Here is a 12765-nt window from a genome sequence, read left to right on the forward strand (position 1 = left end):
TAAATTTAAATAAGTATAAAGATGAAAGTAAATAGTCTTGGATTACCCGTAAAAGAAACCGAAATATTAGTGGCAGAATTGAATATTTTATTGTCAAGTTTTCAAGTGTATTATCAAAATTTGCGAGGCTTGCATTGGAATATTAGAGGAAAACGTTTTTTTGATTTGCATTTAAAATTTGAAGAATTGTATAACGATTCTCAATTAAAAATCGATTTAATTGCCGAAAGAGTATTAACGTTGGGTGGAATTCCATTGCATACTTTTGATGATTATACCAAAAATAGCAAAATTAAAATTGGAAAAAACATCCATAATGATGAAGAAGCTATCGCTTTGATTGTAAATTCATTAACAGAATTGTTGAAAGTAGAGCGAATTATCTTATCACAATCGGGAACTATTGACGATGAAGGAACTAACTCCATGATGAGCGATTTTATCAAAGAACAAGAAAAAACTATTTGGATGATGAAAGCTTGGCTTGAAGAAGAAATTTAGAAAATAGGATGTTAAAATTTAATTAAAAATAGCAGTAAAACCCTCGTGAATATTACATTTGCAACATGAAGTATTTGGCACAAATTGTATTAGTCTTGTTTGTTGCTTTTCTTTCTACTCCAACGGTTGTGAGTATTATAGAAAAGAAGACTGATGTATCAATTTTTTATAGTTTGGCCGAAGAAGAAATTCATAAAGAGTTAAAAGAAGTTAAAGCAGAGATAAAGTCTTATGACTATCCAATTTCTACAATTGCTTTAAAAAAATCAAGAATAGTGTCCGAAAACTTGTCTAAACACGACAATGTTTCATCGGTTATATTTTCTCCACCGCCCGAATTTATTTAATACTATCGAGTTTAGTTTTCGCACTTGCGGAACAATAGTTGTATTAAATAAAGTAAGGTAATGACAAAAAAAATAAATCTTTTTGCGAACCTTAAATCTGATTTTGCATCAGGTTTAGTGGTTTTCTTAGTAGCACTTCCATTATGTTTAGGAATTGCATTAGCATCTGGCGCACCATTGTTTTCGGGGATTATAGCTGGAGTAGTTGGCGGAATTGTAGTGGGTTATTTAAGCCAATCCCATTTGAGTGTTTCTGGTCCAGCGGCAGGTTTAACAGCCATCGTATTAACAGCAATTACCGATTTGGGTGCTTTCAACGTTTTTCTGCTAGCTGTTTTAATAGCAGGAATTATCCAATTAGCATTAGGGTTTTTAAGAGCTGGTTCTATTTCTAATTATTTTCCAACCAATGTAATCGAAGGAATGCTTGCTGGTATTGGTGTAATTATCATTTTAAAACAAATTCCTCATGCTCTCGGATACGATGCTGATTATGAAGGCGATGAAACGTTTACTCAAGCTGATGGACAAAATACGTTTTCAGAATTATTCAATATAATAGATTATATTCATCCAGGAGCAGTTGTAATCACAGTTATTTCGTTGATTATACTCATTATGTGGCCAAAGGTTGATGTGCTAAAGAGAATTAAATTAGTTCCTCCAGCATTGGTAGCTGTAATCGTTAGTATTTTATTAAATGAGTTTTTCATCAGCACAGGAAATAGTTTAGCCATAAGCAAATCACATTTGGTTAGTCTTCCTGTTCCAACTACTTTGGAAGAATTTAAAAGTATTATTATTTTACCTGATTTTACCGCAATAACCAATTCTAAAGTTTGGGTTGTTGCTTTTACAATTGCTGTTGTTGCCTCAATCGAAACGTTACTTTGTATTGAAGCTGCTGATAGAATGGATGCTTTAAAGCGATATACCAACACTAATATCGAGTTGAAAGCACAAGGAATTGGAAATATAGTTAGTTCATTGTTAGGTGGTTTGCCAATGACTTCGGTTGTCGTAAGAACTTCTGCAAATAACGATGCCGGAGCAAAATCAAAAATGTCAACTATCATTCATGGTGTTTTATTGCTAATTAGTGTATTGGCAATTCCAGTAGTTTTAAATAAAATTCCATTGGCAACATTAGCTGCCGTTTTATTATTAGTAGGTTATAAATTAGCCGTTCCAAATATTAAGCATTTTGCAGGTTACATGTCAAAAGAAGTAAACCTATTGATTATTTCTATTGTATTAGTAATCATTGGATACACAAATTCTGTTAGTTCAATTGTGCTAACATCATTAGCATCATTATCGGTTTTGATATTATTATATTGTTTTTACAAAGCATCAAAGTCTGTAGAATTTAAGAAAAATGTATCACGGAATCAATATATTTACTTCCCGTTTTTTGCAACAACGCTTGCTGTAGTTTTCACCGATTTGCTTAAAGGTGTTGCCTTAGGAATGATTATAAGTATTATTTTTGTTTTAAGAGGAAACATGAAACGAGCTTACAATTTTAGAAAAGAAGAATATAAAGATGGTGATATTATCCATATTGATTTAGCGCAAGAAGTTTCGTTTTTAAACAAAGCAGCTGTCAAAACAACATTGAGTTCAATTCCTGAAAATTCAAAAGTAGTTATCAATGCTTCGGATACTGTTTATATTGCTCACGATATATTGGATTTGATTAAAGAGTTTAAAAAAATTAGAGCCAAAGAAGAAAATATAAAAGTAAAACTCGTTGGGTTTAAAAAAGTTTATGAATTAGAAAACACTGAAGAAGCTGGAAAAAAGAATGTATTTGTAGAACAAAATTCATCTAATAACTAGTTTTTAATAAATAAAAAGATAAAAAATGAAAACATTAAATAAAGAATTACAAGCACAAATTACACCTAGAAAAGCCTTAGAAATTTTAAAAGAAGGAAACGGTAGATTTATGAAAAATCTACAAACCGATAGAGATTTATTAAAACAAGCCAATGAAACTCGTGATGGACAATGGCCGTTTGCAACTATTTTAAGTTGTATTGATAGTAGAACATCGGCTGAGTTAATTTTTGATCAAGGTTTAGGCGATGTATTTTCGGTTAGAATTGCCGGAAATATTGTAAACACTGATATTTTAGGAAGTATGGAATTTGCTTGTAAAGTAGCAGGTTCAAAACTAATTGTTGTTCTTGGTCACAGTAAATGTGGTGCTGTAAAAGGTGCTTGCGATCATGTTGAAATGGGTAACTTAACTGAATTGTTATCAAAATTACAACCAGCGGTTTATGCTGAAAAAGACACAACAGATGAACGAAGCTCAAAAAACGCTACATTTGTTGAAAACGTGGCACAAATCAATGTAAAAAGAAGCGTGAAAAGCATTATTGAGCGCAGTTTTATTTTAGAGCAAATGCTTGAAAATGGTGAAATTGGAATTGTTGGTGCAATGCACGATTTAGAATCGGGGAAAGTTACGTTTTATGATGATGTAACTTATATCAAAGACGATTTAAATCCAGAATTTTCAGTAGTAGAACTAAGACATTAATATTTATTTCAATGGGTGAATTATATAAAAAACTATTAGAAAACAACAAAAAATGGGTTGATGATCAATTGGCTATTGATAAAGATTTTTTCAAAGACTTAGCAAAAGGTCAAAATCCGCAACTCCTTTGGATTGGTTGTTCTGATAGTCGTGTTCCAGCCAATGAAATTGTAGGCGCAAAACCTGGTGATGTTTTTGTTCACAGAAACATTGCAAACATGGTCGTTCACTCGGATATGAACATGTTGAGCGTACTTGATTATGCAGTTAATGTGTTGAAAGTTAGACATGTTATCGTTTGCGGACATTATGGTTGTGGTGGTGTAAAAGCTGCTATGGGAAATAGTTCTATCGGAATAATTGATAATTGGATTAGGCATATAAAAGATACTTATCGTTTGCATCAAAAACAATTGGATGCTATTGAAAATGAAGAAGAACGTTTCAATAAATTTGTTGAAGTAAATGTAAAAGAACAAGTTTTTGATTTGGCCAAAACATCCATTGTACAAAATGCTTGGCAGAATAATCAGCCGTTGTATTTACACGGTTGGGTTTATGGATTAAATTCGGGTTATGTGACTGATTTAGATGTAAACATCAGTTCAGAGAAAGATTTAGACGATGTATATCAACTCAAGTTTTAATGAAAACGCCGCTTAATTAAGCGGCGTTTTTTTATTCGTCTTCATCGCTATTTTCGTTAAATGCAGAGGGAAGCATTTTCGGGATAAATTTGATTAAAATAGGTAAAAGCAAAGCTCCGCCAGGCAATAGAAATATCGTTAACGATGGAACGGTTTTACAAATGTCCAACAACTGTTTTTTGACTTTCTTTTTCTCGTCTTTATCCAAATCTTTGTGCGTAGATTTTGCCAAAAGATGCATCAATTCCTTACTTTGTCTAATTTCTTTAATCAAACGTTTTTTATTCCGATTGATTAAAACACCAACGCTTTCGGTGGTAGTGTCATAAAAATGCTTCACCGGATTGGAGAAGTTGAAATAGGGAATTTCGCTTTTATATTTTGTGATAAAATAGTTGATAAAATCAATACTTTTGATGATTTGCTCATCGTTTATGGCTAGATTTTCGCCTAGTTTAAACATGAAATAGCGTTCTTCATTTTCTACTTTTTCATCGCTCCAAAGACTAATTCCAGCCAAATCAACAATGTATAATTTCTCAATTTCATCGTTTAGATAACTCAGATCTAGTTCTTCAATATTTTTACTGCTAACGTTTGAAAACTTGTTGTATCGAACAGACGATTCAAACAGTTTTTGCAACAATTCGTCGTGAACCGATTTTCCGGTTTTTACTTTCAAGGAAATCGAAACAATTCCAATTACGATTTCTTCAATTTTATTGGAATATTTTTCGGGAATTTCACCTAGTTCCAAAAACTTTTTAAAAGCCAAAACATCTATAAACGAAAGCGCATTGGTAATGACGTGAGAGAAGTTTTTGCTAAAAATATCTTCATTCGTTTGAACTCTCGTATGGATAATTTCTTCTAAGTTTTGAACATTAGAATTGCTGCTTAAAATCTTAAAAATCGAACTGCTTTTTGGATTTAAACTTTTATAAAAAGCAACACAATCACTAGTGAATTTTGTGCTGTCTACTTTTTTAGTAACTAGACAATGAACTTTAAATAGCGTGTTTAGTAAGCTAATCTTTGAGATTTCTATCGGTAACCAATTGTCAATATCAATAGGAATGATGGTATCAACAGCAACAATATGTCCAAAGATGAAACCTGTTTTTCTCGTTGCTTCATAAAATTCAACTTCGTCAATGACTATTTCGTCTTCTTTGTGCTTTTGCTCGGCAAAATACTTGTCAATCCAGCCGTGTATTGAAGGGTTAATCATTGTTTTGAATTTTAATCAAGGCAAAATTATATTTTTTAGAAAGAAAAAACAGCGAAAAAAACAGTAAATTTAAAATAGTTACCTCGATTTAATGTTTTGTTCACATAGCGAAATGATTTCGGCTATTCTATTGCTTCGTGTTTCTTCTCTTTTGGCTTGATTTAACCAATAAAGGTAGCTTTTTCTATAGGATTTACTGAAGTTGTTGTAGTTGTCTAAAGCGGTTTTGTTTTGGCTAAAAGCAATTACTAAATCTTTAGGAATTTCTAAATTTTCAACGCCATTAAGCGATTCCCAAGAACCATTTTGTTTGGCAATTTCAATTTTTTTCAAACCACTTTCATGCATCAAGTCATCGGCAATCAGTTTTTCGATATAGGTTTTATTGAGTTTACTCCAAACGCTTTTGTCTTTTCTTGGTGTAAAAAGTTGTCGTCTTCTGTCGTCGTCAATTCGCTTTACAGTAGAATCAATCCAACCGTAGCAGATGGCAACTTGAACGGCTTCTTCCCATCGCATACTTTCGAATGTACTGCTAACTTTGTATAAAATTAAATACGCTTTGGTAGCTTTCGTATGATTATCGTGCAACCAATTTCTCCATTCTTGGGCATTTTTAAAGTATAAATGTTCTTCTTCCAAAGGTGAAAATTATTTGATAATACCTGCACAAGCAACTCTTCCGCCGGCATTTCCAGTAGGTTGTGTTTCAAAATCATCTGGATTGGCATGAACAATTAACCCTTTGTTTAGAATATCTTTGGTTTCATCGCCACAGCCAATACACCATTCGTTGGTTTTGAAAACTACAGTAGCATTTCCTTGTGGATCAGTAGTGAAATTACCAATATCGCCTTTGTGGTATTCGCCTTCGCCAAATTTTCCGTGCTTTTTAAACGTTGGGTTCCAATGTCCGCCAGCCGAAGCAGCATCAGCACTTGAACAATCTGATTTTTCATGAATATGGATAGCGTGAACACCAGGAGTTAAACCGCTAATTTTTGCTTCTAAATAAACTACTCCGTTTCGTTCAGTAAAAGTGGCTTTTCCTTCAACTTTACTACCACTTTTAGGTTCTAAGTTGATGGTTACACTATTTTTAGGCGTGTTGTCACCCGATTTACAGGCTATAATAATTACTAAAAGTAAGGCGGAAAATAAGACTATCTTTTTCATAAGTTGTGATTTTTAGTTTTTCAAATTTACAAAATAATCAATGGGCATTGTCTTTTTTTAACGTTTTACTAAGTTATTCGATTTTATAATAGATGACATAATTTTTCAAAATTTCATCAATTTTTTTCTTATCAGAAGGCGATAATTTTTTTAGATAAAACCCTTTTTTGAAGTCGTTTTCATCATATGCATAAGGAAAAATACCAGCAACATAAAACTCATGAAGCGAATAAGGTGTAAGGCATGGCAACGGAATATCGTGCATCAAATGGTAATTTTTTGGCGTATGAAAAGTAAAATTCGACACTTTATGTTGGTTGTAGTCGCTAATGCTGTATTCCAAAGGTTTGGTTAGTTGTTCCGCGCTAGGTTTTCCCATAAGTTGCCCTACATAAAACGAACTAACATTTTCTTGCAGAATTTTTGGAAACAAGAAAACGATAAAAATCAGTCCAATTCCTGCTAGCGTAATTCCTTTGGATAGTATCGGTTTTAATGTAATACTCAAAAGTACTAAAGCAACAAGAGGCAAAACCGCATCAATCATAAAGCGATATTGTCCAGAGAAATAAAAGATAACAATAGTTTTTAGTGTGATACAAACCCAAAGCAAGATGAGTTTGGTATTTCGTTTTTTAATTGCAAGAAATCCAAATCCAAACACAGCAAGAACTACCACCAAATTTACTATTTTTTTGAAACCACTTAATGTTAACCATTTTATGATTTTGTCAGAAGTTGACCACGAGTTTATTTCGGGTATAGTGTATTGATAATCATAAGTTTTAAGTAATCCGATTTTATTGGATAATTCTAATAAAAAAGTAGAAGGTTTCCAGGAAACATCGATTAAATTACTATTTATTGGAAAGATAAAATCGCCAAAAACCCAAATCTGTTTGATGAAAAAAAGTGATACTAAAACTACTGTCAATAGTATGTTTTTTATGCTAAATAGCAGTTGTTTATTAGTTTTAAAACCTAATAAAAACACAAATAGTGGAAGCCAAAAAACGGTTGGTTTTAACGTAAAAATAAACACCGAAAGCAACCAAATAACACTAAAATTTTCAGCATAATCAGTTTTAAAAAGTTCTACGATAAGCAGAATGCTAAAAATATAAATAGGTAAATCGGGTGAAGGCGAATGTAAAAAGAGAAAGAAAAAAGGAATGAAAAGTAATAAATTCCAAAGTTTTTTTTCAAATAAATAAAGAACAAAGATGGTGTATAACACTAAATTTATCCTCAAAAAAGGATCTAAAATAGCATCAAAACTGGCTTGAAAAATATGCCAAGACGATTGTTGTCCTAAAATCAGATTGATATTGGCAATGCCTTTTACTAAACCATATTCACTAAGCCATTTGATGGTTCCAACATAGTAACCAAAATGGTCGTTGATGAAAGGAGCAAAGGTGGTTATGCTAACTCCAAGGAAGATAAAAACCAGCAACCATCGGTTTTTTAGTAATGAAAAGAATTCGGAAAAATTGTTTTTTGAAACAACCAAACCGATTAAACCAATAAGAATAACAACAATTTCAAACACAATTCCTAAAGAGAAAAAGAAAGCAACAACGCTGGCAACAACGGTAATGCCAACTATTCCAGCAGTTAAGTTTGCCCACAGACTAGTAAAAGTAAAACCTAACAAACGAGAAGTTAATTTTCCCCAACCGAAAAGCAGCGGAAGTAGAACGAGCAGACTTAATAGTAAGTAAATCACGATTGTTGGGTTAGTATTTCAGCGTAAAAATAGCAAAGAAATAGGTTAGTAGCATCGATTTATGGTTCAATAAAAAACAAATTGGCTGTTGTAGTTGACGGTTTAAACTTCAAGTTTTCTTGTTCTTTTTGTCTGTCGATAAGCAGAATTCCATCCAAATGGTCGCGTTCGTGCTGAAAAATAACGGCTGTAAAACCTTCCAATATTTCAGTTACTTTATCACCTTTCACGTTATAATACTGCACTTGAACCGAGTAATGACGCATAATCATGCCGCGTTCGTCAAACGATAAATCGCCTTCTGGACCTTTTTGCCATAAATCAGAACGCCAAATAATCTCGGGATTGATGAAAACTTCAAACGGTTTATTTTCTTTATCAAATCGTTGTACTAGAACCATTCTGCGGTTGATGCCAACTTGTGGCGCGGCAATTCCAACACCACGACGATTTGGATCCATAACCGATTTCAGCATTCGTTTGGCTAATACTTTGGTCAGTTTGTCTTTTGGATTTATCGGTTTGGAAACACTTTTTAAAATAATAGAATCGTTGTGAAACTTGGTTTGCGTTACTCGCATCATTTGGGTAGTATCGACAAGTATCAACTCTTTTTCCTGAGTGGTTAACTTTTCATCGTGCTGCGAATGCACCACAGTTGAAAACAATAGAGTGAACAGAAAGGTTTTGATGATATACGTCATAGCGAAACGGTACTTTTTTCAAAGATAGTCATTTTAAGATTTTAAGACTTTCGGATTTTAAGATTTTAGGATTGTATCGATGGGTTAGTGGATGCATTGAAATGAGTGTGACACATGTACTAATCGTTTAGTAAAAAAGCAAATAAAAAACCTTTGCCTAAGTAGGAAACATTGACAAAGGTTGGGTTTATTTGAATTTGTTTTTTGGAATTAGTTTTGTGGGTATGGATTGCTAATTTGCGCTATCGGATATTTCTATTTGTCATCTATAAAATAATCACTTAATTTCAACAGTAAAATAAATCTGATTTGCATTTCCATTTCTTTCAATACTTTTAACTCTAATGTCAAGTTTTTCTTTAGCAATTTTATGAAAAAACTTATTGTGTCCTCTCTTAACAAAACCAATATTAACATTATTCTTATAAAGTTTTACAGCATCTTTATCAAATTCATTGTTTAAATCAATAACAAAACTTAAATTATCATTAACTTCAATGTCTTCATTTCTTACCTTGTTATGAGTCAAGGCTGCCGCATCAGAAACAAAAGTTATTCCTTTTATTAGAGGGAAATCCGCTAAAAATTCAAAATTATCTGTTGCTAACTTACCTTGAGTAAATCCCAATTCGTCAAACCAATCATAATTTGGATTATCTGCATTCCAAAAAGATAGAAATTTTTCTCTATCTGGTCTCGATTTGCTCATTAATCTCATTTTGAATATAGTTTGTAAATTAGATGAATAAATTCTTCCAATTTCTGGTAAATCTGGATAATTCTCAAATCCTTCTTTCCTTGCTTCAATTACTTCGTTAAGATTATATCTAAACGTAAATCCTTCATCTTCAGTATTACGCATCAAAAAGCCTATCAAATATCTTGATTTCCCTTTACCTTGTCTCCAACTTACATGAATTGAATTTATCATTTCAAAAATTATCTAATAATTTTTTTATTCTTTTTTCTAATAATAACGTAATTAATTTTTTTCTATTATCAGTTAAAGAGAATTTAGCATCAGCAAATATAATACCATCATCTATATTTTGAATTATAGCTTCTATATTTATTTTTCCTTTTTTTTCACGAACTCTTTGAACAACTTTTTTTACTGTGTCTGGGTAAATGTTATGTATTTCTGTAATAAGTTCAATATGTGTAACGATTTTCCCATTCCATCTGACATGAGACGTTGCTTTTTTTCCGAATAAATATTTTTCACAAGTTACGGAATTATCTAAAAGTTTAGGAATTTTATCTTCTAAAATTTCATAAGCCAAACTATTACCATTGTCAAATATTGGAGAGAATCTAGGCATAGTTTGGTTTTTCAAAAATTCCGAATAAAGAATTTTACCTGTACTTACGAAGCTATTAGGTTGTATTATAGCCCAATTTTGTTGATGTCTATCTCTATTTCCAATGATAGCGTCAAAAATTAACATTTCAATAAACTCATCAATCATTCCGTTATAAATTCCACGGCTTTTAAAAAATTGTTCGACTAATTGAAATGTATGGTCAATTCCTTTTTCAATTTCAAAATCAAGTTTTAATGCGGTTAGATACTGTTGTCCATGAACAAGCATTTCGTTGCTTTTTACCATTGACTTTGATAAGCAACCTACACTTTCATTACTAATTCCAATATCATATTGAATAATATTGAACCCAAATTCTAATCCAATTCTTGATGCAATTACTTCAGTCCAAAATTCCCAAGGAAATTCTTCCTTTGGTTCTTTAAAATAATTTTCTCTGAAAGATGTTGGATGATAAACAACTTTTTTAATACGTTTTCCAATTGTAACAACATCGCTTATTTGACTTGGCCATTTACTTATGTCAGTCAATTTTACCACTATATTTTGTATAAATTATTTATAATTAATTGCTATAAATTCAAATATACATCATCTAACAATAAAATTTCCACTTTAATTTTGAAAATTGATATTATTTTTGCAATTATATTCTAATAAAAAATAACTTAATAAAAGGTCATGTAAAAAAACCACCCGTTTAGAGGTGGTTTTCAAACAATTAAATCAACTAAACTTAAAAACAGTAACTATTTTCAGCCACTAACTTGGCGGTTATGGTTTCTCTTAATCCAACAATGTTTGGCATGTTGGTGTATTTTGTAAATCGGCGTAATCCCATAAGCATCATGCGTTGTTCGTCGCCTTCGGCAAAAGAGATAATGCTTTCTTTTCCTCTAGCGGCTACAATATCTACTGCTTTGTATAAGTATAATTTTGCCATAGCAATTTGCTCTTGTACTTTGGCTTCGCCTTCTTTTTTGGCTAATTTTTCAGTTCTAAGAATAGTACTTTCCGCCATGTAAATTTCAATTAACATATCGGCTGCAGCCATCAATAGTTGTTGGTGAGCATCTAAATCCATTCCATATTTTTGAACGGCTGCACCTGCAACCATTAGGAAGGCTTTTTTCAATTTGCCCACCATTTCTTTTTCTTCCGAAAATAATTCAGAATAATCTGGTGTGTCAAATGATGGAATTCCCATTAATTCTTCTTGTACTTTCATGGCTGGTCCAAGCAAATCAACGTGACCTTTCATCGCTTTTTTGATTAACATTCCCACGGATAGCATTCTGTTGATTTCGTTCGTTCCTTCATAGATACGAGCGATACGAGCATCGCGCCAAGCACTTTCCATTGGTGTATCTTCTGAGAATCCCATTCCGCCATAAATTTGAATTCCTTCGTCAGCACAGTTTTGAACATCTTCCGAAACGGCTACTTTCAAGATAGAACATTCGATAGCAAATTCTTCAACTCCTTTTAATTCCGCTTCTTGATGACTTGCGCCTTCAGCTTCACGAAGTTTGATGCGGTTTTCAATGTCTTTTGCGGCACGATACGTAGCACTTTCTCCAGCATAAGCGGAAGTTGCCATTTCTGCCAATTTATAACGAATAGCTCCAAATGAGGAAATAGGCGTGTTGAACTGAATTCTTTCGTTAGCATAGTTCACTGCATTTGAAGTTACACGACGTTGCGCATCCAAACAAGCAGCTGCCAATTTGATACGACCAACATTCAATGCGTTCATTGCTATTTTGAAACCTTCACCACGACCAGCCAACATATTTTCAACAGGAACTTTAGTATCTGCAAAGAAAACTTGACGCGTAGAAGAAGCACGAATTCCTAATTTATGCTCTTCTTCGTTCATGGTAATTCCATTGCTTGGATCATTTTCTACAATGAAACCAGTGATGTTTTTATCATCTTCAATTCGGGCGAAAACAATGAAAACCGAACAAAAACCTGCATTAGAGATCCACATTTTTTGTCCTGTGATTTTGTAATGTGTTCCATCTTCTGAAAGAACCGCTTTCGTTTTCCCTGAATTCGCATCCGAACCTGCACCTGGTTCGGTTAAGCAATACGCTCCAAACCATTCGCCAGAAGCTAATTTTGGAACATATTTTAATTTTTGTTCTTCGGTGCCGTATAATGTGATTGGCATAGTTCCAATTCCGGTATGCGCACCAAAAGCCGTTGAAAACGAACCTGTAGCTCCCGAAATGTAATCGCAAACAAGGCAAGTATCCACAAATCCCATTCCCATTCCGCCATAATTCTCTGGAACGGCAACGCTCAAAAAGCCCATTTCTCCTGCTTTGCGCATCATTTCTTCTGTAAAAGCATAGTCTTTGTGCTCAAAACGGTCTTTGTTTGGCCAAATTTCTTTATCAACGAATTCTTTAACGCTGTCGCGCATCATGATTTGCTCTTCTGAGAAATCTTCTGGTGTAAAGACATTTTCACATTTGGTTTCTTTTACCAAAAATTGTCCACCTCTTGTTATATCTTCCATGGTTTTATGTTTTTTAGTTTAAATAGT

At 32.8% G+C, this 12765-nt stretch carries 13 protein-coding genes; 5 read left to right on the forward strand and 8 right to left on the reverse strand.

All coding sequences use genetic code 11. From position 1 onward, the window contains the following. Window positions 1–21 precede the first annotated feature (21 nt). From G6042_RS13100 to G6042_RS13120, 5 genes are all read left to right on the forward strand, one after another. Window positions 22–501 (forward strand): Dps family protein, encoded by a 480-nt coding sequence (locus G6042_RS13100; RefSeq protein ID WP_169524896.1) that lies wholly within the window; start codon window positions 22–24, stop codon window positions 499–501. 65 nt (window positions 502–566) lie between these two features. Further along, window positions 567–848 (forward strand): hypothetical protein, encoded by a 282-nt coding sequence (locus G6042_RS13105; protein WP_169524897.1) that lies wholly within the window; start codon window positions 567–569, stop codon window positions 846–848. Window positions 849–908: 60 nt separating this feature from the next. Then, the gene (locus tag G6042_RS14315; protein ID WP_235933316.1) at window positions 909–2690 is read left to right on the forward strand and encodes a SulP family inorganic anion transporter; all 1782 of its coding nucleotides are present in this window, start codon (window positions 909–911) and stop codon (window positions 2688–2690) included. Window positions 2691–2715: 25 nt separating this feature from the next. After that, window positions 2716–3399 carry a carbonic anhydrase family protein gene (locus G6042_RS13115; RefSeq protein WP_169524898.1) on the forward strand — a complete coding sequence of 228 codons (684 nt, stop codon included), beginning with the start codon at window positions 2716–2718 and terminating at the stop codon, window positions 3397–3399. A gap of 11 nt (window positions 3400–3410) precedes the next feature. Then, window positions 3411–4046 (forward strand): carbonic anhydrase, encoded by a 636-nt coding sequence (locus G6042_RS13120; protein WP_169524899.1) that lies wholly within the window; start codon window positions 3411–3413, stop codon window positions 4044–4046. Window positions 4047–4077: 31 nt separating this feature from the next. Here the strand turns inward: G6042_RS13120 and G6042_RS13125 are convergent, their stop codons facing one another. From G6042_RS13125 to G6042_RS13160, 8 genes are all read right to left on the reverse strand, one after another. Further along, window positions 4078–5277: an LETM1-related biofilm-associated protein gene (locus G6042_RS13125; RefSeq protein WP_169524900.1), complete on the reverse strand. Its 1200-nt coding sequence runs from the start codon at window positions 5275–5277 to the stop codon at window positions 4078–4080. A 78-nt stretch (window positions 5278–5355) separates the two neighbouring features. Continuing rightward, the gene (locus tag G6042_RS13130; protein WP_169524901.1) at window positions 5356–5919 is read right to left on the reverse strand and encodes a YdeI/OmpD-associated family protein; all 564 of its coding nucleotides are present in this window, start codon (window positions 5917–5919) and stop codon (window positions 5356–5358) included. Between the two features lie 9 nt (window positions 5920–5928). Continuing rightward, window positions 5929–6453: a superoxide dismutase family protein gene (locus G6042_RS13135; RefSeq protein WP_169524902.1), complete on the reverse strand. Its 525-nt coding sequence runs from the start codon at window positions 6451–6453 to the stop codon at window positions 5929–5931. Window positions 6454–6526: 73 nt separating this feature from the next. Next, a complete protein-coding gene (locus tag G6042_RS13140; protein ID WP_169524903.1) occupies window positions 6527–8182 on the reverse strand; it encodes an LIC_10190 family membrane protein in 1656 nt (551 codons plus the stop codon). Between the two features lie 59 nt (window positions 8183–8241). Beyond that, window positions 8242–8886, reverse strand: a complete 645-nt coding sequence (gene def, locus G6042_RS13145) for a peptide deformylase (RefSeq protein ID WP_169524904.1) — start codon at window positions 8884–8886, stop codon at window positions 8242–8244. A 277-nt stretch (window positions 8887–9163) separates the two neighbouring features. Next, entirely contained in the window at window positions 9164–9817 is a 654-nt protein-coding gene (locus tag G6042_RS13150; protein WP_169524905.1) for a hypothetical protein, read from the reverse strand. 1 nt (window position 9818) lies between these two features. Next, a complete protein-coding gene (locus G6042_RS13155; protein WP_169524906.1) occupies window positions 9819–10751 on the reverse strand; it encodes a HipA domain-containing protein in 933 nt (310 codons plus the stop codon). Between the two features lie 196 nt (window positions 10752–10947). Then, window positions 10948–12738: an acyl-CoA dehydrogenase family protein gene (locus tag G6042_RS13160; RefSeq protein ID WP_169524907.1), complete on the reverse strand. Its 1791-nt coding sequence runs from the start codon at window positions 12736–12738 to the stop codon at window positions 10948–10950. Window positions 12739–12765: the final 27 nt, after the last annotated feature.

The organism is Flavobacterium solisilvae (assembly GCF_012911605.1).
GTDB lineage: Bacteria > Bacteroidota > Bacteroidia > Flavobacteriales > Flavobacteriaceae > Flavobacterium > Flavobacterium solisilvae.

Excerpts from the sequence above, each read along its gene's own strand:
- G6042_RS13100 (WP_169524896.1), top strand. The coding sequence starts at position 22 with ATGAAAGTAAATAGTCTTGGATTACCCGTAAAAGAAACCGAAATATTA.
- G6042_RS13105 (WP_169524897.1), top strand. The coding sequence starts at position 567 with ATGAAGTATTTGGCACAAATTGTATTAGTCTTGTTTGTTGCTTTTCTT.
- G6042_RS14315 (WP_235933316.1), top strand. The coding sequence starts at position 909 with ATGACAAAAAAAATAAATCTTTTTGCGAACCTTAAATCTGATTTTGCA.
- G6042_RS13115 (WP_169524898.1), top strand. The coding sequence starts at position 2,716 with ATGAAAACATTAAATAAAGAATTACAAGCACAAATTACACCTAGAAAA.
- G6042_RS13120 (WP_169524899.1), top strand. The coding sequence starts at position 3,411 with ATGGGTGAATTATATAAAAAACTATTAGAAAACAACAAAAAATGGGTT.
- G6042_RS13125 (WP_169524900.1), bottom strand. The coding sequence starts at position 5,277 with ATGATTAACCCTTCAATACACGGCTGGATTGACAAGTATTTTGCCGAG.
- G6042_RS13135 (WP_169524902.1), bottom strand. The coding sequence starts at position 6,453 with ATGAAAAAGATAGTCTTATTTTCCGCCTTACTTTTAGTAATTATTATA.
- def (WP_169524904.1), bottom strand. The coding sequence starts at position 8,886 with ATGACGTATATCATCAAAACCTTTCTGTTCACTCTATTGTTTTCAACT.
- G6042_RS13150 (WP_169524905.1), bottom strand. The coding sequence starts at position 9,817 with ATGATAAATTCAATTCATGTAAGTTGGAGACAAGGTAAAGGGAAATCA.
- G6042_RS13160 (WP_169524907.1), bottom strand. The coding sequence starts at position 12,738 with ATGGAAGATATAACAAGAGGTGGACAATTTTTGGTAAAAGAAACCAAA.